Here is a 20,548-nt window from a genome sequence, read left to right as displayed (position 1 = left end):
ATCTCAGACAGATGTATGAAGGCGGCCGGAGAATGAGGGAGAATGCCCGAGTGGCGGCGGATTTCAAGGCGTTCAAGGCGGACTACCAGGAGCTGGTGGACGAGATCTCGGAGCTGCTCGGGGTGCCCGCGACCCTGGAGAACCGCGACTTCGAGCTGATCGCCTTCGGTGCCTACGACAGCGAGGACGAGCTGGACCCGTCCGCGCTGGACCCGGTGCGCACCCGCTCGATCCTGACCCGGCGCTCCACGGCCACGGTGCGGGCCTGGTTCGAGGGCTTCGGCATCACCCGCGCGACCGGACCGGTCCGCATCCCGCCGAGCACCGAGGCCGGCGTCTACCGCGGCCGGATCTGCCTGCCCGTACGTCACCGGGGCGTCGTCCTCGGCTACGTCTGGCTGCTGGACGGCGACCCCGGGCCGACCGACGCCCAACTGGCCGCCGCGATGCGGGTCGCGGACCGGATCGGCGCGCTGCTCGCCGACGAGGCGGAGGCCGGCGCGGGGCTCAGCCGGGAGCTGCGGGCGGTGCTCACCGCGGAAGGCGGCTGGCAGCAGGACATGGCGGTGGCCGATCTGCGCACCGCCCTCGGGCCCCGCGCGGACGGCCCGCACACCCTGGTCTGTGTCGCGCCCTGGCCGTCGGCCGACCCGGACGACGCCCCGGCCGCCCGTACGATCCCGCACGCCACCGCGCTGTGCACGCTGCCGTGGGGCGCGACGGGGCAGAGCCTGGCGCTGCTGGTGCGGCTGCGGACCACGGAGACGAGCGCACCCGCGCTGGCGGCGGCCACGCGGCTGCTGAAGGAGGCCGAGGGGGCGCGCGGGACGGCGGGCGGCGCGGCCCGCGGGGCCGCCGCCCGGGTGGCGGCGGCGGTCGCCGCGGGACTCACCGCGGGGGCCGGGGGTGCCGCCGTCGCGGCCGGGGTCGGCGAGCCGCGCACCGGCCTCGCCGAGCTGGGCACGGTCTGGCAGGAGGCCGCGGCCGCGGCGCGTGCCGCGCTGGCCGAGCCGCGGTTCGGGCCGGTCGCGCAGTGGGCGCGGATCGGGCCGTACCGGCTGCTGACCGCACTGCCGCCCCAGGCCGCGCACGACCGCGTGGTCGGCCCGCTCCTCTCCCCCGCCCACCGGGAACTGGCCCGCACCGCCGAGGTCTTCCTCGACTGCGCGGGGCAGGCCGGCCGCACGGCCTCCGAGCTGGGCATCCACCGCCAGACGCTCTACTACCGCCTGTCCCGCGTGGAACATCTGACCGGCCTGGACCTGGACGACGGCGAGGACCGGCTGCTGCTGCACATGGCACTGAAGCGCGCCCGGCTGTAGCCGGCCCGTCAGGGTGAGCCCGTCTGCTGCTGCCGGGCGCCCTGGGACCGGCGGTACGCGACGCGACCGGCGGGCGGGCGCCGATCGCTACGACCCGGCAGGCCCCTGGGCGGGCCGGCTCCCGCCGACTCCGGCGATCACCCGCCGCAGCCCCTCGGTGAGCTGCTCGGCGGTGGTCGCCGTGTCCGGGTCGAAGAGCCACTGGACCATCAGGCCGTTGAGGAGGGTCTGGTAGAGGCGGCCCTCGGCCTCGACCGTCTCCTGGTCGAGGTCCGCCTCCGGGATGCCGGTGAACATGGACGCGAGTCCCGCGCGGCCCTCCCGCTGGGCCTCGGCCAGGAGTTTGCGCACCTCCTGGAGCCGCTCGTCCTGGAACATCAGCTCGAAGCTGAGCAGCCAGATGGCCCGCGACTCGGGCACCGTGGCGATGATGCCGGCGATCACCTCCCGGAAGCGCTCCAGCGAGCCCGGGGGCTGGGTCGTCTCCACCCCGGCGCCGGGGTCGAAGCGCTCGCCCACGCCCTCGATCAGCGAGATGTACGCCTGCACCAGCAGCGCGTCCTTCGAGCCGTAGTGGTAGCCGATCGACGCCAGGTTGGTGCCCGACTCCCGGACGATGTCCCGCGCGGTCGTGCGCAGGAACCCCTTCTCCAGCAGGCAGCGCTTGGCGCCTTCGAGCAGATCCTCACGGTGTCCCATGCGGCCCAGCGTACCCACGACCCATACAACCGTCCTAGACGCGTGACTTATACATTCGTTCTAGACAAGCGTTTAAGACGCTCGTACAGTCTCCGGCATGACGATGAACGCGACGAGCACCACCACCCCTGCCCGAGCCGGGCGCCGCGAGTGGACCGCGCTCGGTGTGCTGATGCTGCCGCTGCTGCTGGTCTCGATGGACGTCTCCGTCCTGTACTTCGCGACCCCCGCAATCAGCGCCGACCTCCGGCCGAGCGGCACCCAGCAGCTGTGGATCTTCGACATCTACGGCTTCGTCCTGGCCGGCCTGCTGATGACGATGGGCTCGCTCGGCGACCACATCGGCCGCCGCAGGCTCCTCCTCATGGGCGCCGCGGCCTTCGGCGCCGCCTCACTCCTCGCGGCCTACGCCGACAGCGCCGAGACCCTGATCGCGGCCCGCGCGATCCTCGGCGTCGGCGGCGCGACCCTGATGCCGTCCACCATGGCCCTGCTGCGCACGGTGTTCACCGACCCGGCCCAGCGGGGGAAGGCGATCGGACTGTGGTCCGGCGTGATGACCGGCGGCATCGCCCTCGGCTCGGTGATGAGCGGCATCCTCGTCGAGCACTTCTGGTGGGGCTCGGTCTTCCTGGTCAACCTGCCCGCGATGGCACTGCTGCTCGTCCTCGGCCCGGTGCTGCTGCCCGAGTCGAGGCACCCCGCGCCCGGCCGCTTCGACTGGCTGAGCGTCCCGCTGTCCATGGCCGCCGTGCTCCCCGTGATCTACGGCCTCAAGGAGATCCCCGCCGAGGGCTGGCACCCGCAGTACGTCGTCTCGATCACCGTCGGCCTGCTCTTCGCGGCCCTGTTCGTCCGGCGCCAGCGCACCGGCAGCTCGCCGCTGATCCCGCCGGCCCTGCTCAAGGGCCGCGGCTTCACCCCGGCGCTGGTCCTGAACCTCGTCGGCAGCCTCGGCATGATGGGCTCGGCCGTCTTCACCACGCAGTACCTTCAGTCCGTCCTCGGCAAGAGCCCGCTGGAGGCGGCCCTGTGGAGTCTGTTGCCCTCGGTGTTCATCGGGGTCGCCGGTCCGGTCACGGCAGCGCTCGTCCAGCGGGGCGTCAACCGCGGGTACGTCGTCGCCGCCGGCTTCGCGGCCATGGCGGCCGGATACGTGGTGCTCGCCCTCATCGGTACCGACTCGCTGTGGCTGGTGCTCGTCGGGGCCGGCGTCCTCGCCTGCGGAATGGTCGCGATCATGTCCCAGCTGACCGACCTCGCCATGACCAGCACGGCGGTGGAGCGCGCGGGCACGGCCTCCTCCCTGCTGGAGACCAGCGCCGAGTTCGGCGGCGCGCTCGGCATGGCGGTCCTGGGCTCCATCGGTACGGCGCTCTACCGCCACGAGATGCCGGCCAGCGCGCCGGACCAGGCCCGCGAGACCCTGGGCGGCGCCCTCGCGACGGCCGCCCGCCTGCCCGGCCGGGCAGGCGACACCCTCCTCGCCACGGCCCGGGAGGCGTTCACCAGCGGCATGCGGGGCGCCGCACTGGCCGGGGCGGTGATCCTGGTGCTGGCGGCGGCGGGAGCGGCGGTGACGCTGCGCAGGATCGAGGCCGGGCAGAAGTAGGGAACGGAAAACGCCGGACGGGCCGAGGTTCCCCTCGGCCCGTCCGGCGTTTTCCGCACAGACGGATCAGACCAGGTTCACCGAGCGGGCGGACGTCGCGCCGATCTCCGCGGCGACCTCGGCCAGCACACCGGAGCCCACCGTGTCGTCCACGGTGAGAACGGCGAGCGCCTCACCGCCCACCGCCGCGCGGGCGACCTGCATGCCGGCGATGTTGATGCCCGCCTCGCCGAGGATGCGGCCGACCGTGCCGACGACACCCGGGCGGTCCTCGTAGCGCAGGACGACCATGTGGTCGGCGAGGGCCAGGTCGACGTCGTAGTCACCGACCGCGACGATCTTCTGGACGTGCTTCGGGCCGGCCAGCGTGCCGGAGACCGACACCTCCTCGCCGGTGCCCAGCGTGCCGCGCACGGTCACCACGTTGCGGTGGTCGGCCGACTCGGAGCTGGTGGTCAGCCGCACCTCGACCCCACGCTCCTGCGCGAACAGCGGGGCGTTGACGTACGACACCGTCTCGTCGACGACGTCCTCGAAGACACCCTTGAGCGCGGACAGCTCCAGCACCTTCACGTCGTGCTGGGTGATCTCACCGTAGACCTCGACGTCGAGGCGGACCGCGACCTCACCGGCGAGCGCGGTGAAGATGCGGCCGAGGCGCTCGGCGAGCGGCAGGCCCGGCTTGACGTCCTCCGCGATGACACCGCCCTGCACGTTCACCGCGTCCGGCACCAGCTCACCGGCGAGGGCGAGGCGGACCGACTTGGCGACGGCGATACCGGCCTTCTCCTGGGCCTCGTCGGTGGAGGCGCCGAGGTGCGGGGTGGCCACGACCTGGTCGAACTCGAACAGCGGGGAGTCCGTGCACGGCTCCTTCGCGTACACGTCCAGGCCGGCGCCGGCGACCCGGCCCTCCTTCAGCGCCGCGTACAGCGCCGCCTCGTCCACGATGCCGCCGCGCGCCGCGTTGACGATGCGCACGCTGGGCTTGACCTTGCGCAGCGCCTCGTCGCCGATCAGGCCGAGCGTCTCGGGGGTCTTGGGCAGGTGGACGGTGATGAAGTCGGAGACCTCCAGCAGCTCGTCCAGCGACAGCACCTTGACGCCCATCTGCGCGGCCCGCGCGGGCTGCACGTAGGGGTCGTAGGCGACGACCTTCATGCCGAAGGCGGACATGCGCTGCGCGACGAGGGCACCGATACGGCCCAGGCCCACCACGCCCAGCGTCTTCTCGGCCAGCTCGACGCCGGTGTACTTGCTGCGCTTCCACTCGCCGTTCTTCAGCGCGGCGTTGGCCTGCGGGATGTTGCGGGCCGTGGAGAGGATGAGACCGCAGGCCAGCTCGGCGGCGGTCACGATGTTGGAGGTGGGGGCGTTGACGACCATCACGCCGGCCTTGGTGGCGGCGGAGACGTCGACGTTGTCCAGGCCGACACCGGCCCGGGCGACGACCTTGAGCTTCTTCGCGGCGGCGATGGCCTCGGCGTCGACCTTGGTGGCCGAGCGGATCAGGATCGCGTCCACGTCGGCGATGGCCGGCAGCAGTTCGGCGCGGTCCGCGCCGTTGCAGTGCCGGATCTCGAAGTCCGGACCGAGTGCGTCGACGGTGGCAGGCGACAGCTCTTCAGCGATGAGTACGACGGGTTTCGAGCTCACGTGAGTCCTCACATGTGCGATGCGGACGGCCGTCCCGACGGCCGCAGGCGGAGGAGGGGGGCTAGCCGCGGAAGACGCACGACGCTGTGGGCCTGACGCGTGTTGTGCAGCAGTCTAGTGGTGTGGCGGGCGCCGTATTGCGCCGCCGCGGAAGGATCACTCGTCCGGGGCTGGACGGGGTGGACAACAGGGGCCGGGGCAGTCCGCCCCGGCCCCTGTCGGCAGGCTTACGCCTCCTCGTCGACCCACGACATCAGCTTGCGCAGCTGCTTGCCGGTGGTCTCCAGCAGGTGCTCGGAGTCCTGCTGCTTGTACTCGTTGTACTTCTTCAGACCGCCGTGGTACTCGTCCATCCAGTTCCGGGCGAAGGTGCCGTCCTGGATCTCGGCGAGGACCTTCTTCATCTCGGCCTTGGTGGCGTCCGTGATGATCCGCGGGCCGGTGACGTAGTCGCCCCACTCGGCGGTCTCGGAGACCGACCAGCGCATCTTCTCCAGGCCGCCCTCGTACATGAGGTCCACGATCAGCTTCAGCTCGTGCAGGCACTCGAAGTAGGCGATCTCCGGCTGGTAGCCGGCCTCGGTCAGGGTCTCGAAGCCCGCCTTGACCAGGGCCGCGGTACCACCGCACAGCACGGCCTGCTCGCCGAAGAGGTCGGTCTCGGTCTCCTCGGTGAAGGTCGTCTTGATGACGCCGGCGCGGGTGCCGCCGATGCCCTTCGCGTACGACAGGGCCAGCGCGAAGGCGTTGCCGGAGGCGTCCTGCTCGACGGCGGCGATGCACGGGACGCCGCGGCCCTCCTCGTACTGGCGGCGGACCAGGTGGCCCGGGCCCTTCGGGGCGACCATGGCGACGTCGACGCCGGCCGGGGGCTTGATGAAGCCGAAGCGGATGTTGAAGCCGTGGCCGAAGAACAGCGCGTCGCCGTCCTTCAGGTGCGGGGCGATGGACTCCTCGTAGACCTGGGCCTGGATCGGGTCCGGCACCAGGATCATGATGACGTCGGCCTCGGCGGCGGCCTCGGCCGGGGTCACGACGCGCAGGCCCTGCTCCTCGGCCTTCGCCTTGGACTTCGAGCCCTCGTGCAGACCGACACGCACGTCCACACCGGAGTCACGCAGCGACAGGGCGTGGGCGTGGCCCTGGCTGCCGTAGCCGATGACCGCGACCTTGCGGCCCTGGATGATGGACAGGTCGGCGTCGGCGTCGTAGAACAGCTCGGCCACTTTGGGTTCTCTCCTTGTGTGCAGGTGGTGCGTCCCACCGTATGACGGCGGGCGGGAAGGAAGTTCGGGGGTCTCGGCATACGGGCGGCCGTAGGTCGCCGGCCGCCCGTTCTCAGTCTTACGCCGTCCGGTCGAGAGCGCGCAGCGAGCGGTCCGTGATCGAACGGGCGCCGCGGCCGATCGCGATCGTGCCGGACTGGACCAGTTCCTTGATGCCGTACGGCTCCAGCATCTTGAGCATGGCGGACAGCTTGTCGCTGGAACCGGTGGCCTCGATGGTCACGGCCTCCGGGGAGACGTCGACGGTCTTGGCGCGGAACAGCTGGACGATCTCCACGATCTGGGAACGCGTCTCGTTGTCGGCGCGGACCTTCACGAGAACGAGTTCGCGCTGCACGGCCTGGCCGGGCTCCAGCTCGACGATCTTCAGCACGTTGACGAGCTTGTTGAGCTGCTTGGTGACCTGCTCCAGCGGCAGGTCCTCGACGGTCACCACGATGGTGATGCGGGAGATGTCGGGGTGCTCGGTGACGCCGACCGCGAGCGAGTCGATGTTGAAGCCGCGCCGGGAGAACAGGGCGGCGATGCGGGCGAGGATGCCCGGCGTGTTCTCCACCAGGACGGAGAGCGTGTGCTTGGACATGGTCTTTTTGCTCTTCCTTGCCTGTTGAGGTCAGTCGTCTTCGTTGTCGCCGAAGTCGGGGCGGACGTCCCGGGCGGCCATGATCTCGTCGTTGGAGGTGCCGGCGGCGACCATCGGCCAGACCATCGCGTCCTCGTGGACGATGAAGTCGATGACGACCGGGCGGTCGTTGATGGAGTTGGCCTCCTCGATGACCTTGTCCAGGTCCTCCGGGCGCTCGCAGCGCAGGCCCACGCAGCCCATCGCCTCGGACAGCTTCACGAAGTCCGGCACGCGCGTGCCCTTGGCCTCCGGGTTGATGTCCTCGGGGCCGCTGTGCAGCACGGTGTTGGAGTAGCGCTGGTTGTAGAAGAGGGTCTGCCACTGGCGGACCATCCCCAGGGCGCCGTTGTTGATGATGGCGACCTTGATCGGGATGTTGTTCAGGGCGCAGGTGGTCAGTTCCTGATTGGTCATCTGGAAGCAGCCGTCGCCGTCGATCGCCCAGACCGTCTGGCCCGGCTGCCCGGCCTTGGCGCCCATCGCGGCCGGGACCGCGTAGCCCATCGTCCCGGCGCCGCCGGAGTTGAGCCAGGTGGCGGGCTTGTCGTACTGGATGAAGTGCGCGGCCCACATCTGGTGCTGGCCGACGCCCGCCGCGAAGATCGTGCCCTCGGGGGCCAGCTGACCGACGCGCTCGATGACCTGCTGCGGGGAGAGCGAGCCGTCGTCCGGCAGGTCGTAGCCGAGCGGGTAGGTCTGGCGCCACCGGTTCAGGTCGCTCCACCAGGCGCTGTAGTCGCCCGTGTGGCCCTCGCTGTGCTCCTTCTGCACGGCCTGCACCAGGTCGGCGATGACCTCGCGGGCGTCGCCGACGATCGGCACGTCCGCGGCGCGGTTCTTGCCGATCTCGGCCGGGTCGATGTCCGCGTGGACGATCTTGGCGTAGGGGGCGAAGCTGTCCAGCTTGCCGGTGACGCGGTCGTCGAAGCGGGCGCCGAGGGCGACGATCAGGTCGGCCTTCTGCAGCGCGGTGACCGCGGCGACGCTGCCGTGCATGCCGGGCATGCCCAGGTGCTGCGGGTGGCTGTCGGGGAACGCGCCGAGCGCCATCAGGGTGGTGGTGACCGGCGCGCCGGTCAGCTCGGCGAGGACCTTCAGCTCGGCCGTGGCCTGCGCCTTGAGGACTCCGCCGCCGACGTAGAGGACGGGCCGCCGGGCGGTGGTGATGAGCTTGGCGGCCTCGCGGATCTGCTTGGCGTGCGGCTTGGTCACCGGGCGGTAGCCGGGCAGGTCCATCACCGGGGGCCAGGTGAAGGTGGTCTTCGCCTGGAGGGCGTCCTTGGCGATGTCGACCAGGACCGGGCCGGGGCGGCCGGTGGAGGCGATGTGGAACGCCTGCGCGATGACCCGCGGGATGTCCTCGGCCTTGGTGACGAGGAAGTTGTGCTTGGTGATCGGCATGGTGATGCCGACGATGTCCGCCTCCTGGAAGGCGTCCGTGCCGATCGCCTTGGAGGCGACCTGGCCGGTGATCGCGACCAGCGGCACCGAGTCCATGTGCGCGTCGGCGATCGGCGTCACCAGGTTCGTCGCGCCCGGGCCGCTCGTCGCCATGCAGACGCCGACCTTGCCGGTGGCCTGCGCGTAGCCGGTGGCCGCGTGGCCGGCGCCCTGCTCGTGCCGGACCAGGACGTGCCGCACCCGGGTGGAGTCCATCAGCGGGTCGTAGGCCGGCAGGATCGCGCCGCCCGGAATGCCGAATACCGTGTCCGCGCCGACCTCCTCGAGGGAGCGGATGAGGGACTGCGCACCCGTGACGTGCTCGACGGGGGCGGACTGCTGTCCTCCGGAACGGGGCCGCGGCTGCGGATGGTGGGCCCCGGTGGCCTGCTCGGTCATCGGCATTCTCTTCTCGATGCTGAGGGTTTTTGCGAGGTTCGGGCGGAGTGGGAGCACTGCACGAAAGTCACTCGTGCAACAAAAAACCCCTCGTGCCGGAAGGCAAGCGAGGGGAGCGCGCCGGTGAGGTCGCTGGGGATTCCGGATCGTCCTCCGGTGGGTCCCAGCTCAGCCGACGCGCTGTCCAAGTACGAGAATTCGGGTGCGCATGGGACTGACCCTCCCCCCGGCACGCACCACGTGTCAAGTGGGTGGGACGGGCGTCTCAGAATGTGAACGAAGGGCACTGCCGCCTCCGAAGACAGCGGGTACACCCCCGGTGTACACCCCCGCCGCCTTCCCTGCGAACGCCGGTTCGGCCGGGGCGTGCGGCACCGGATAGTGGCCGGATCCGAGCGCCCGGCGCAGCCGGTACTCGTCCAGCGGACCGGCGAACGCCATGCCCTGTCCATGGGTGCAGCCCATCGCGCGCAGCGCCACCACCTGCTCGGGCAGGTCCACGCCCTCGGCGACCGACTGGAGCCCGAGGTCCCCGGCGATCCGCAGCAGACCGCTGGTGATCTTGTGCAGCCGCGCGGACTCGACCACACCCTCGACCAGGCTGCGGTCGAGCTTGAGGATGTCCACGGGCAGCCGCCTGAGCGCCGTGATGGCCGCGTAGCCGCTGCCGAAGCCGTCCAGCGCGATCCGCACCCCGAGCCGGCTGAGCGCGGTCAGCCGCCGCTCCAGCTCGTCCAGCGAGACCCGCGGATCGGTGTCGGACAGCTCGACGACCAGCGCCCCGGGCGGCAGCCCGTGCCGGGTCAGCAGCGCCTCCACCGAGCCCAGCGGCGTCGAACGGTCCAGCAGCCGCCGCGCGCTCATCCGCACCGCCACCGGCACCGCGACCCCGGTCGCGGCCCGCTCGGCCGCCTGCTGCACGGCCTCCTGGAAGATCCAGCGGTCCAGTTCGGCGGTCTTGTCGCCGTCCTCGGCCACCCGCAGGAACTCGGCGGGCGTGAACAGCACCCCCTGCGAGGAGCGCCAGCGCGCCTGCGCGCAGACCGCCGTGATCCGGCCGTTCTCCAGGCACACCACGGGCTGGTGCAGCAGCGTGAACTCGCCGTCGTGCAGCGCGGCACGCAGGCGCGTGGCCAGCTCCGCCTTGCGGACGACGTCCTGCTGCATCTGCGGTTTGTACAACTCGACCCGGCCCTTTCCGGCCGACTTCGCGCGGTACATCGCCAGGTCGGCGTTGCGCAGCAACTCGCCCGCGCCCAGGCCCGGTTCGGCGAAGGCCACGCCGATGGAGGCGTTGACCCGGACATCGTTGCCGTCGATGGCGTACGGCTGGGAGAGGGTCGTCCTGAGGCGGTCGGCGAGCTCCAGGATGTTCCGCTCCCGGGCGGCACGGTCGCGGGTGCCGTCCCCGACGATCAGGGCCGCGAACTCGTCGCCGCCCAGCCGGGACGCGGTGTCGCCCTGCCGGACCGCGTCCTGGAGCCTGCGGGCGGCCTGGATGAGCAGCTCGTCCCCGGCCTGGTGGCCGATCGTGTCGTTGACGGCCTTGAAGCCGTCCAGGTCGATGAAGAGCACCGCCGTACCGCGCAGGGCGGCGCCCCGGTCGGTGGCCCGGCGGCCGGACAGGGCCTGCTGCACGCGCTTGGTGAACAGCGCGCGGTTGGGCAGGTCGGTCAGCGGGTCGTGCTCGGCGTTGTGCTGCAACTGCGCCTGGAGGCGCACTCTTTCGGTCACGTCCCGGCTGTTGAAGATCAGCCCGCCGTGGTGCCGGTTGACGGTCGACTCGACGTTGAGCCAGCCGCCCTCGCCGGAACGGAACCGGCACTCGATGCGGGTGGTGGGCTCCTCCAGCGGGCTGGCGGCGAGGAAGCGGCGCACCTCGTGCACCACACAGCCCAGGTCCTCGGGGTGGATGAGCGCGGCCAGCTCGGTGCCCACCAGGTCCTCGGCGGGCCGGCCGTACACCCCGGCGGCGGCCGGGGAGACGTACCGGAGGATGCCGTTCGGGGCGGCGATCATGATGACGTCGCTGGAGCCCTGGACCAGGGAGCGGAAGTGGTTCTCCTTCTGGGCCAGTTCCTGGGTGAGGGTGATGTTGTCCAGCAGCATGATGCCCTGCCGCATGACGAGCGCCAGCACCACGGCGCCCGCGGTGATCAGCACCACGTGGTCGGGCCTGCGGCCGTTGAGGACGTTGTACAGGATGCCCAGGGTGCACACGGCTGCGGCGAGGTACGGGGTGAGGGCGGCGAGGGAGCCGGTGAGCGGGCGGCCGGCCGGGTACCGGCTGTGCTCGCCGCCGGGCGCGGGCAGGAGCGGGGGGTGGTGTCCCGTACTCCGCTGGCCCGGCACGTGCTCGTGGACCACGCGCGTGTGCCCGTCCGCCGCGCGGGCCTCCTGCGCGCTCCCGCGCCGGGGGGCGGCCCAGGGGGCGTAGGCGAGCAGCAGCGAGCCGGCGAACCAGCCCGCGTCCAGCAGCTGCCCGGAGCGGTAGCTGCTGTGCAGCAGCGGCGAGGTGAACAGGGCGTCGCACATCACGGTCAGCGCGAGCGCGCCGATCGCGGTGTTCACCGCCGTACGGTTGCCCGGGGCGCGGCGGAAGTGCAGCGCGAGGACCATGCTGACGAGCGCGATGTCGAGCAGCGGGTACGCCAGCGACAGCGCGGCGTGCGCCACGCTGGAGCCGTCGATCCGGGCCGCCTGGGCGAGCGCGAGGCTCCAGGACAGGGTGAGCAGCGAGCCGCCGATCAGCCAGGCGTCCAGACCCAGACAGATCCAGCCGGCCCGCGACGCCGGCCGCTTGGCAAGCACCAGCAGGCCCACGATGGCGGGCGGCGCGAAGCACAGGAAGAACAGGTCGGCGTAGCTGGGGCTGGGCACGGCCCGGCCCAGCACCACCTCGTACCAGCCCCAGACCGCGTTGCCCAGCGCGGCCATGGTCGAGGAGAGGGCGAACAGCAGCCAGGCCGAGCGGAAGCGCACGCGCCGGCTGCGGGCGTACAGGAAGCAGGAGACGGCGGCGGTGCCGGCCGCGGCGCTCAGGCCGAAGTCGCCCATGATGAGCGCGACTTCGTTCGTGCCCCAGCCGGACGCGGCTCCGACGGCGTAGGCCGCGCAGATCAGGGCGAGGACGAGCTGCTCCAGCAGCCGGTTGCCGCCGGCGGCGGCCTGGCGGCGGGGCGGCGGCGCCTCGTGCGGGTGCGGTGCGCGCACCGCTCCGTCGAGGGTGGTCGTCACAGAGGGCGGGGCGCTCACCGGGGCCTCCCGGTCTGCGCCGCTCCCGGGTCCCGACGGTCCCGGTGCGCTGGGTGCGCATGCCTGCGGCGGCCGCTGTGCCTGCGCTGGTGATGGCTGTGGTGGCTGGTGTGGTGGCCGCGCCTGCGCGCGGCCGTGCGCCAGGGTCGCCGTCGGCGGCTCCGCCGCGTCGGATCGTTCGTCCATAGGCCGTGCATCGCCCGTCGCCCCCCTCACAAATCTGAAATGTCCATCCCCGGCGCCGAACGGTCAGCGGCGCAGCCCCTGTCGGGACGATACACCAGGATCGTCACTCAGGGACATAGTGTCTCTACGCTCCGTGACGACCAGCGGGGATGCGGGCACGGGCCGCGTCCGAAAGGTTGCGGAGGGTGTCGGAAGCGGTTTAGCGCCCGGTATCTCCCGCCGCCCCCGGTCCGGTCGTAAGGATCACGTTGCGCAGCGGCTCCTGGTTCACGTACCGGGTCAACTGGTCCACGAGGAGCCGCTTCGCGCGGGGCAGGAAGGCCGACGACGGGCCGCCGACATGCGGGCTGATCAGCACTCCTGGCGCCTGCCACAGGGGATGGCCCGGGGGCAGCGGCTCGGGATCCGTGACGTCCAGGGCGGCCGTGATCCGGCCCCGCTCCAGCTCGGCGAGGAGCGCCTTGGTGTCGACGACGGCTCCGCGCGCGACGTTCACGAGCAGCGCGCCGTCCTTCATCCGGCCGAGGAAGTCGGCGTCGACAAGCCCCCTGGTGGTCTCCGTGAGCGGGGTGCAGAGGATCACGACGTCCGCTTCGGGGAGCAGTGAAAGCACATCGGTGATCGGGTGCACAAGACCGCGCGCCGTGGTGCGCTGGGAGCGCGCGATGCGCGCCACCCGCGCTACCTCGAAGGGAGCGAGCCGGTCCTCGATGGCGGCACCGATCGCCCCGTAACCGACGATCAGCACGTTCTTGTCGGCGAGGGCCGGGTGGAAACCGCCCAGCCAGCGCTCCTGCTGCTGGGCGCGGACGAACTCGGGGACGCCGCGCAGCGCGGCGAGGGTCAGGGTGAGCGCCAGCTCGGCCGTGCTCGTCTCGTGCACCCCTCGCGCGTTGCACAGCCGCACCCCCGGCGGGATCGCCGGCAGCCGGTCGGTGATGTCGTCGACGCCGGCGGTGAGCGTCTGGATGACCCGGACGTTCGTCAGGTGCTCCAGCGGGCCGACCCGGACCGACAGCCGCTTCATGTACGGCACGACGTACACGGCGCACTCCGCGGGGTCGCCGGGAAACGGCTGGTCACCGTCGTCTCCCCCGTCCCAGAACAGGTACCGGGGGCCAGCGGGCAGCCCCTTGATCTCCTCGGGCGGAATGGGAAGCCACACCTGTGAAGTCATGCCAGGAGGCTATGTCAGGCACGCGCGCGTGCAGAGGTTAGGTTGGGGGCCGGGCAGAGGGAGGTTCACGAGCAGGTGGAGCGCAGGACGATCGGCGCGGGGGGACTCGCGGTGGGGGCCGTCGGACTCGGGTGCATGCCGATGAGCTGGGCGTACAGCGGATCGCGGCAGCGGGGTGACGAGTCGCTCAGAACCGTGCACCGGGCGCTGGACCTGGGCTCCGACCTGCTGGACACCGCGGACATGTACGGGCCGTTCACCAACGAGCTGCTGCTGGGCCGGGTGCTGAAGGACCGGCGCCGGGACGCCTTCGTGTCCACGAAGGTGGGGCTGCTGGTGGGCGAGCAGCACATCGTGGCCAACGGCCGCCCCGGCTATGTGCGGCGGGCCTGCGACGCCTCGCTGCGGCGGCTGCAGACGGACGTGATCGACCTGTACCAGCTGCACCGCGCCGACCCGGAGGTGCCCGTCGAGGAGACCTGGGGCGCGATGGCGGACCTGGTGCGGGCCGGGAAGGTGCGGGCGCTGGGTCTGTGCGCGGTGGGGGCGCGCGGCGGGCGCCGCACGGGCGCCGGCCTGTACGACGCGACGCTGCGCCAGTTGCAGCGGGTCCAGCAGGTGTTCCCGGTGAGCGCGGTGCAGGCGGAGCTGTCGGTGTGGTCGCCGGAGGCGCTCCGGGCGCTGCTGCCGTGGTGCGAGGCGCGCGGGGTGGGCTTCCTGGCGGCGATGCCGCTGGGCAACGGCTTCCTGACCGGCACGCTGACGCCGGGCGAGGGCTTCGAGCCGGACGACGTGCGCGCCCGGCATCCCCGGTTCACCGCGGAGATGATGGCGGCCAACCAGCCGATCGTCGTGGGCCTGCGGCGCATCGCCCGCCGGCACGGCGAGGAGGTCACCCCGGCCCAGGTGGCGCTGGCCTGGGTGCTGGCGCAGGGCCGCCATGTGATCGCGCTGCCGGGCACCAAGCGGGAGCGCTGGGCGGCACAGAACGCGGCGGCCGCCGGGCTGCGGCTGACCGCGGAGGACCTGACGGAGGTGTCCCGGCTGCCGGCCGCGCAGGGGTCGTGGGACTGAGGTTTCCCCCGATCGGTTGCCGGGGACCGGGAACCCGGGAGTGCGCGGGCGGTGTCGGACAAGGAGAGCGACAGCGACAGCGTGCCGTTCGGACCGCCGCGTCGAAGGGACCATGATCGTGCAACGTGGAGCTGTGACGGCGGTGTTGGCCGCGGCCGCCCTGATGCTGACGGCCGGCTGCTCCTCCGGCGGGCAGGGACGGCCGGAGCGGGCCGGGCGCACGGCGGACGGGACGGCGTCGGGCACCTCCTCGCCGCGGGCCACCGAGTCCGTGCCGCCGGCCAAGGGCTCGGTGCGGGTGCTGCGCACGGTGGCCGAGGGGCTGAAGACGCCGTGGGGACTGGCTCCGCTGCCCGGTGGCGGGCTGCTGGTGTCGTCCCGGGACGAGGGCACGATCAGCCGGATCGACGAGAAGACGGGCCGGAAGACCGAGCTGGGCACGGTCTCCGGGGTCTCCCCGGCCGGCGAGGGCGGCCTGCTGGGCATCGCCCTCTCCCCCGACTACGCCTCGGACCACATGGTCTACGCCTACTTCACCTCGGCCTCGGACAACCGCATCGTGCGCATGCGCTACGACGAGCGGAAGCCGGCCGGTGAGCAACTGGGCGCCCCGGACACGGTGTTCAGGGGCATCCCGAAGGGCTTCATCCACAACGGCGGCCGGATCGCCTTCGGCCCGGACGGCATGCTGTACGCGGGCACCGGCGAGAGCGGGCGGAAGGGGCTGGCGCAGGACCGGAAGTCGCCGGGCGGCAAGATCCTGCGGCTGACCCCGGACGGCGAACCGGCGCCGGGCAACCCGTTGCCCGGCTCGCCGGTGTACTCGTACGGCCACCGGAACGTGCAGGGCCTCGCCTGGGACGGCCGGCAGCGGCTGTTCGCCTCGGAGTTCGGCCAGGACACCTGGGACGAGCTGAACGCCGTCAAGCCGGGCGGGAACTACGGCTGGCCGCGGGCCGAGGGCAGGTCCTCCGACCCCTCCTTGCAGAACCCGGTGGCCCAGTGGCGCACCGACGACGCCTCCCCCAGCGGGATCGCCCTCGTGAACGGCGTGGTCTGGATGGCGGGCCTGAAGGGCGAGCGGCTGTGGCGTGTCCCGCTGAACGGCACGTCGGCCTCGGCCGCCCCGCAGGCGTTCCTCACCGGCACCTACGGCCGCCTGCGTACGGTCGTCCCGGCGGGCGGCGACAGGCTGTGGCTGGTGACGAGCAACACGGACGGCCGGGGCAGCCCGGAGAAGGGGGACGACCGGGTGCTGGAGCTGCGGGTGCGGTAGCCCCGGCCGACCGGCTCACCCCGCGTCCGGCGCCGTCGGCTGCTCGTCCGGTTCCGTCCCGCCGGGTTCCGTCCCAGCCGGGGCCGGGCCCGGCAGGCGTATCACCGCCTTGCCGGAGGCGAGGTCTATCGGGCCGCGGCCGGGGTCGTTGTCGCCCACGTCCTCGCGGGTCAGTTCCAGTCGTTTCTGTTCGTCCCGGGTGTGTTTGCGCCCCGGTGCGAACAGTTCCTCGAACGCGTTGAACACGGCTCCCCCCTCATTGCCGGTTTTCTCCAGCGTAGGTCTCAGCCCGGTGTGTCGGCAGCGAGCGGCCCGGCCGTGAACAGTCCCAGCCGGTGGGCCACGGCCGCCGCCTCGCCCCGGCCCGAGACGCCGAGCTTGCTGAGGATGTTGGAGACGTGGACGCTCGCGGTCTTCGGGGAGATGAACAGCTCCTCGGCTATCTGGCGGTTGGTGCGGCCGGCCGCGACCAGGCCGAGGACGTCCCGCTCCCGGCTGGTGAGGCCGAGCGCCGCGGCCGGGTCGGCGGGGCCCGGCCGGGCGGCGCGGGTCAGGGTGAGGCGGGCGCGCTGGGCGAGCCGGGCGACGGCGTCGGCGAGGGGGCGGGCGCCCAGGTGGGCGGCGACCGCCGCGGCCAGCCGGAGCAGTTCCACCGCGCGGTCGCGCTCGTCGTCTCCGCCCTCGGCCAGCAGCGCCCCGGCCAGCCGGTGGCGGACCCGGGCGAGGTCGTAGGGCCGGTCCAGGCACTCGAAGGCGGCGACGACCGGGGACCAGGTGCAGGCGGTGTCCCGGCCCTCCGCGCGCAGCAGTTCGGCCCGGGTCCACTGGTCGTAGGCGTGCCAGAGCGGGACGCCGGTGGTGAGGGTCCGTCCGGCGGCCGAGAGGCGGTCGAGCATCTCGGCTCGGCCGGGCCGGGCGGCGGGCAGGGTGCGGGCGTCGGCCTCTGCGGTGGCGGCGGCCAGCAGCAGCGGCCAGCCGTAGCGGTGGGTGCCGGGCGGGAAACCGGCGTCCAGGGCCGGGAGCAGGGCAGCGCGGGCGTCGGCGATCCGGCCGTCGGCGGCGGCGACCCCGAGGGTGATGCGGGCCAGGGGCAGCAGCTGCTGGGGCATCGGGTCGTGCGTGCCGTACCAGGCGCGGGCGGCGGCGAGTTGCCGGCCGGCCTCGGCGAGGTCGCCGCGGGCCAGCGCGAGGTGGGCCAGGCGCAGGGCGCCGGCGCCGCGGGGCTTGGCGCTGTGGCCGACCCGGGTGGCGTGCGCGGCGGCCTCGGCGGCCTCCTGCCACTGGCCGAGCGAGTACAGCGCCTCGGACAGGTTGCCCCACGCCCAGGCGCCGGAGTCCAGCAGCCCGTATCCGCGGCAGAACTCGATGCCCTCGCGCAGCAGCGGGACGGCCTCCCGGTCGCGGCCGACGCTCTGCAGCGCGGACGGCAGGTTCACATAGGCGCGGCCCGCGACATGGTGCATGCCCTCCGCGCGGGTCTCCCGCAGCACCTGGCGCATCTGCGCGAGGCCGGCCTCCGGGTCACCGGACTCCACGGTCAGGCCGCCCAGGGTGAGGCGGGCGTGGAGTTCGGTCTCACGGGCACCCACCATCCCCGCGTACTCCACCGCCCGCTCGGCGGCGGCGAGGGCCTCGGGTCCCGGCCGGCGCTGCATGGACCAGTTGGCGGCGACCGCCAGCACCTCGGCGTGCACCTCGGACGGCGGCAGGCCGCGCACCAGGTCCTGGGCGGTGGCCAGTTCCCGCCAGCCGTCGCCGCGGGCCAGGGCCTGGACGAGCCGGGAGCGCTGCACCCAGAACCAGGCGGCGCGCAAGGGGTCCGGTTCCTCCTCCAGGAGGCGCAGGGCGCGCTTGGTGATCTTCAGGGCGCGTTCGCGTTCGCCGCCGAAGCGGCCCGCCACGGCGGCCTCGGCCATCAGGTCGAGGTAGCGCAGCGGGGTGGTGGCCGGGTCGCAGCCGCACGGGGGGTAGACCTCGGTGTAGTCGACCGGGCGCAGGGCGGAGCGCACCTCCTGCGGGGCGCTGTCCCACAGCTCCATCGCCCGTTCGAGCAGCCCGAGTTGTTCGGTGTAGGCGTGCCGGCGGCGGGCGACGACGGCGGCGGCCAGGACGGCGGGCAGGGCCTTGGCGGCGTCGTGTGCGTGGTACCAGTAGCTGGCCAGGCGCATCACGCGGGCGTCGGCGGGGACGAGGGCCGGGTCGGCCTCCAGGGCCTCGGCGTAGCGGCGGTTGAGCCGGGAGCGTTCGCCGGGCAGCAGGTCGTCGGCGACGGCCTCGCGGACCAGGGAGTGCCGGAAGCGGTAGCCGTCGCCGGCCCGGGTGGCGGTGAGCAGGTTGGCGCCGACGGCGGCCCGCAGCGCCTCGATGAGGTCGTCCTCGGTCAGCTGGGCCACGGCGGCGATCAGCCGGTACTCCACGGTGGAGCCGCCCTCGGCGACGATGCGGGCGACCCGCTGCGCGCTCTCGGGCAGTGCCTCGACCCGGACCAGGAGCAGGTCGCGCAGGGAGTCGGTGAGACCGGTGCAGTTGCCCTCGGCGGCGGCGACGGCGAGCTCCTCGATGAAGAAGGCGTTGCCGTCGGAGCGTTCGTAGATCTCGTCCACCTGGGCGGGGTCGGGTTCGGCGGCGAGGATGCCCGCGATCTGGCGGCAGGCCTCCTCGCGGGTGAAGCGGGCGAGTTCGATGCGGCGGACGGTGCGCAGCCGGTCCAGTTCGGCGAGCAGGGGGCGCAGCGGGTGGCGGCGGTGGATGTCGTCGGAGCGGTAGGTGGCCAGGACGAGGAGGCGGCCGGCGCGCAGGGTGCGGAAGAGGTAGGCGAGGAGGTGGCGGGTGGAGGCGTCGGCCCAGTGCAGGTCCTCCAGGACGAGCACGACGGTGTGTTCGGCGGCGACCCGCTCCAGCAGCCGGGCGGTGAGTTCGAACAGGCGGGCCATGCCCTGTTCGTCGTGGCGGCCGGCGCCGGCCTCGCCGAGGTCGGGCAGCAGCCGGGCGAGTTCCTCCTCCTGGCCGGCCGCGGCGGCGGCGAACTCCTCGGGCAGGGCGTCGCGCAGGGCCCGCAGCGCGGTGGAGAAGGGGGCGAACGGCAGCCCGTCGGCGCCGATCTCCACGCAGCCGCCGACGGCGACGACGGCTGTGAGCCGGGCCGCGGCCGTGGCGAACTCCTCCACGAGGCGGGTTTTGCCGACGCCCGCCTCGCCGCCGAGCAGCAGCGCCTGCGGCTCGGCCGCGGCGGCACGGGCGAGCGCGTCGTTCAGCGTGCCCAACTCGTCGGTGCGGCCGACGAACACGGGACTGACGGACCTGGTCTCCACGGGCCCGAGCATGGCACGAGGCCGGGACGGCCCGGCACCGGTTTTCCACAGCCCCCGTGTGATGGTCGTACCGGTGGCCGGGAGAGCCACCGGGAGCGTCGTGCCCTCGGCCGAAAGGGCCGTACGGCTCCGCCGGGGAGCCGTACGACCCTGGGACCCTGAGCGGCCGACCCCCGTCCGGCCGCTCTGCGCCCCCGCCGTCACGCGGTGCGCGCCAGCCGGTGCCGGCGGGGCCGGTCGGTATGCGACTCGGCGGCCGGGGCTCCGTGGCCGGCGGACTCCGCCCGGCGGGCGGCGCGGCGGAGGCGGACGACCTCGCGGGCCAGGCGCTCCTGCTGGGCCGTGCGGCGCAGCTCGGCGGAGCGGACCTGGTGGAGTTCGAACTGGTACATGGCGGATCCTTCGGAGAGTCGGTGTGGTGCTCGCTTTCTGCGATGCCTCCACCTTCGTCTCCCAGGGGGGTCTGCCACATCGGGAGAGTTCCGCATCTTCGCGCGGCCGGCGGGCCGCACGCGCGCGTAAGGGGCCTTAGAGCGTCGGTAAGGTGCGCGCGGACTCCCTAAGGCCCCTGTCGACCTGCGCTTTCTCAGCCGGCCGAGGGCAGGCCGAGCAGGGCGTCGGAGTACTTCAGGACGGCCAGGAGCAGTCCGATGACACCGAGCGAGACACCCGCCCAGGCCACCGACCTGATCCAGGGGGCCTGCGGGCGGCCGGGTGCGCCGAACGCGGGCCGGACCAGCACGACCACGCCGGTGACCAGCGCGGCCAGCGCGAACAGGCCGGCCCACAGGGCGGTGGTGTGCCAGGCGTCGCCGTAGACCTCCTTGATCTGCCGGGCGACGCTCGCGGTGGAGGAGGTCTGGAGCTGGCCGACGAGCTGCTCGCGCGCGGAGGCGACGGTGCCGATCCAGCCGCCGCTGAGCGAGACCAGGCCCAGCGCTGCGGAGACGACGGCGCCGGCGCCCTGGCCGACCCCGGAGGACGCCTTCCCGCCGGCGGCTTCCGTCGCATCGCCGTCCTCGCCGTCCTCGCCGTCCTCGCCGTGCTCACCGCTCGCGGCTTCCGCGGAAGCCTCCTCCTGCGCCGCGTCCGGAACCTGCTCCTCGGCGGTCTCCTGCCCGGCACGGCCGTCCCGGGCGTCGACCGCCGCCGTCGTCTCGTCGTCCTTGCGCGCCTCGGTGCCGGCCCCCGTGCCGGTGCCGGCGCCTTCCGCTGTTTTCGTTGCCATGC

At 72.9% G+C, this 20,548-nt stretch carries 15 protein-coding genes; 4 read left to right on the top strand and 11 right to left on the bottom strand.

The window, feature by feature from the left end:
- Positions 1 to 11: 11 nt before the first annotated feature.
- Positions 12 to 1,322 (top strand): PucR family transcriptional regulator, encoded by a 1,311-nt coding sequence (locus ACIP4Y_RS29640; RefSeq protein WP_401398782.1) that lies wholly within the window; start codon positions 12 to 14, stop codon positions 1,320 to 1,322.
- A gap of 87 nt (positions 1,323 to 1,409) precedes the next feature.
- Here the strand turns inward: ACIP4Y_RS29640 and ACIP4Y_RS29635 are convergent, their stop codons facing one another.
- Positions 1,410 to 2,021, bottom strand: a complete 612-nt coding sequence (locus ACIP4Y_RS29635; RefSeq protein WP_401398781.1) for a TetR/AcrR family transcriptional regulator — start codon at positions 2,019 to 2,021, stop codon at positions 1,410 to 1,412.
- Between the two features lie 97 nt (positions 2,022 to 2,118).
- Here ACIP4Y_RS29635 and ACIP4Y_RS29630 point away from each other — a divergent pair, with 97 nt between their 5' ends.
- Positions 2,119 to 3,633, top strand: a complete 1,515-nt coding sequence (locus ACIP4Y_RS29630) for an MFS transporter (protein ID WP_401398780.1) — start codon at positions 2,119 to 2,121, stop codon at positions 3,631 to 3,633.
- Positions 3,634 to 3,699: 66 nt separating this feature from the next.
- Here ACIP4Y_RS29630 and serA read toward each other — a convergent pair whose 3' ends face one another.
- From serA to ACIP4Y_RS29600, 6 genes are all read right to left on the bottom strand, one after another.
- Positions 3,700 to 5,289 carry a phosphoglycerate dehydrogenase gene (gene serA / locus ACIP4Y_RS29625; RefSeq protein ID WP_358636178.1) on the bottom strand — a complete coding sequence of 530 codons (1,590 nt, stop codon included), beginning with the start codon at positions 5,287 to 5,289 and terminating at the stop codon, positions 3,700 to 3,702.
- Positions 5,290 to 5,516: 227 nt separating this feature from the next.
- On the bottom strand, positions 5,517 to 6,515 hold the full coding sequence (ilvC, locus tag ACIP4Y_RS29620; protein WP_358636176.1) for a ketol-acid reductoisomerase: 999 nt from the start codon (positions 6,513 to 6,515) through the stop codon (positions 5,517 to 5,519).
- A gap of 118 nt (positions 6,516 to 6,633) precedes the next feature.
- Positions 6,634 to 7,158 carry an acetolactate synthase small subunit gene (ilvN, locus tag ACIP4Y_RS29615; RefSeq protein ID WP_358636174.1) on the bottom strand — a complete coding sequence of 175 codons (525 nt, stop codon included), beginning with the start codon at positions 7,156 to 7,158 and terminating at the stop codon, positions 6,634 to 6,636.
- Between the two features lie 30 nt (positions 7,159 to 7,188).
- Positions 7,189 to 9,039: an acetolactate synthase large subunit gene (locus ACIP4Y_RS29610; RefSeq protein WP_401398779.1), complete on the bottom strand. Its 1,851-nt coding sequence runs from the start codon at positions 9,037 to 9,039 to the stop codon at positions 7,189 to 7,191.
- Between the two features lie 243 nt (positions 9,040 to 9,282).
- Positions 9,283 to 12,480, bottom strand: coding sequence for a putative bifunctional diguanylate cyclase/phosphodiesterase (locus tag ACIP4Y_RS29605; RefSeq protein ID WP_401398778.1), 3,198 nt, complete (start codon positions 12,478 to 12,480; stop codon positions 9,283 to 9,285).
- A 199-nt stretch (positions 12,481 to 12,679) separates the two neighbouring features.
- The gene (locus tag ACIP4Y_RS29600; RefSeq protein WP_401398777.1) at positions 12,680 to 13,657 is read right to left on the bottom strand and encodes a 2-hydroxyacid dehydrogenase; all 978 of its coding nucleotides are present in this window, start codon (positions 13,655 to 13,657) and stop codon (positions 12,680 to 12,682) included.
- A gap of 75 nt (positions 13,658 to 13,732) precedes the next feature.
- Between ACIP4Y_RS29600 and ACIP4Y_RS29595 the strand changes: the two genes are divergently transcribed.
- Positions 13,733 to 14,731, top strand: a complete 999-nt coding sequence (locus ACIP4Y_RS29595) for an aldo/keto reductase (RefSeq protein WP_401398776.1) — start codon at positions 13,733 to 13,735, stop codon at positions 14,729 to 14,731.
- A gap of 112 nt (positions 14,732 to 14,843) precedes the next feature.
- A complete protein-coding gene (locus ACIP4Y_RS29590; RefSeq protein WP_401398775.1) occupies positions 14,844 to 16,007 on the top strand; it encodes a PQQ-dependent sugar dehydrogenase in 1,164 nt (387 codons plus the stop codon).
- A 15-nt stretch (positions 16,008 to 16,022) separates the two neighbouring features.
- Here the strand turns inward: ACIP4Y_RS29590 and ACIP4Y_RS29585 are convergent, their stop codons facing one another.
- From ACIP4Y_RS29585 to ACIP4Y_RS29570, 4 genes are all read right to left on the bottom strand, one after another.
- Entirely contained in the window at positions 16,023 to 16,253 is a 231-nt protein-coding gene (locus ACIP4Y_RS29585) for a DUF6191 domain-containing protein (RefSeq protein WP_358636165.1), read from the bottom strand.
- 38 nt (positions 16,254 to 16,291) lie between these two features.
- Positions 16,292 to 19,330: an AAA family ATPase gene (locus ACIP4Y_RS29580; RefSeq protein WP_401398774.1), complete on the bottom strand. Its 3,039-nt coding sequence runs from the start codon at positions 19,328 to 19,330 to the stop codon at positions 16,292 to 16,294.
- A gap of 188 nt (positions 19,331 to 19,518) precedes the next feature.
- Positions 19,519 to 19,710 (bottom strand): hypothetical protein, encoded by a 192-nt coding sequence (locus ACIP4Y_RS29575; RefSeq protein WP_401398773.1) that lies wholly within the window; start codon positions 19,708 to 19,710, stop codon positions 19,519 to 19,521.
- 194 nt (positions 19,711 to 19,904) lie between these two features.
- Positions 19,905 to 20,546: a hypothetical protein gene (locus tag ACIP4Y_RS29570; protein WP_401398772.1), complete on the bottom strand. Its 642-nt coding sequence runs from the start codon at positions 20,544 to 20,546 to the stop codon at positions 19,905 to 19,907.
- Between the last annotated feature and the right edge of the window lie 2 nt (positions 20,547 to 20,548).

This window comes from Streptomyces sp. NPDC088810, from assembly GCF_044750305.1.
Taxonomy (GTDB): domain Bacteria; phylum Actinomycetota; class Actinomycetes; order Streptomycetales; family Streptomycetaceae; genus Streptomyces.
Note: the sequence above shows the minus strand (reverse complement) of the source record. Positions and strands in the feature narration are given on the sequence as shown.

Coding starts and splice junctions, on each gene's coding strand:
- ACIP4Y_RS29640 (WP_401398782.1), top strand. CDS start 12: ATGTATGAAGGCGGCCGGAGAATGAGGGAGAATGCCCGAGTGGCGGCG.
- ACIP4Y_RS29635 (WP_401398781.1), bottom strand. CDS start 2,021: ATGGGACACCGTGAGGATCTGCTCGAAGGCGCCAAGCGCTGCCTGCTG.
- ACIP4Y_RS29630 (WP_401398780.1), top strand. CDS start 2,119: ATGACGATGAACGCGACGAGCACCACCACCCCTGCCCGAGCCGGGCGC.
- ilvN (WP_358636174.1), bottom strand. CDS start 7,158: ATGTCCAAGCACACGCTCTCCGTCCTGGTGGAGAACACGCCGGGCATC.
- ACIP4Y_RS29610 (WP_401398779.1), bottom strand. CDS start 9,039: ATGACCGAGCAGGCCACCGGGGCCCACCATCCGCAGCCGCGGCCCCGT.
- ACIP4Y_RS29605 (WP_401398778.1), bottom strand. CDS start 12,480: ATGGACGAACGATCCGACGCGGCGGAGCCGCCGACGGCGACCCTGGCG.
- ACIP4Y_RS29600 (WP_401398777.1), bottom strand. CDS start 13,657: ATGACTTCACAGGTGTGGCTTCCCATTCCGCCCGAGGAGATCAAGGGG.
- ACIP4Y_RS29590 (WP_401398775.1), top strand. CDS start 14,844: ATGATCGTGCAACGTGGAGCTGTGACGGCGGTGTTGGCCGCGGCCGCC.
- ACIP4Y_RS29580 (WP_401398774.1), bottom strand. CDS start 19,330: ATGCTCGGGCCCGTGGAGACCAGGTCCGTCAGTCCCGTGTTCGTCGGC.
- ACIP4Y_RS29575 (WP_401398773.1), bottom strand. CDS start 19,710: ATGTACCAGTTCGAACTCCACCAGGTCCGCTCCGCCGAGCTGCGCCGC.
- ACIP4Y_RS29570 (WP_401398772.1), bottom strand. CDS start 20,546: ATGGCAACGAAAACAGCGGAAGGCGCCGGCACCGGCACGGGGGCCGGC.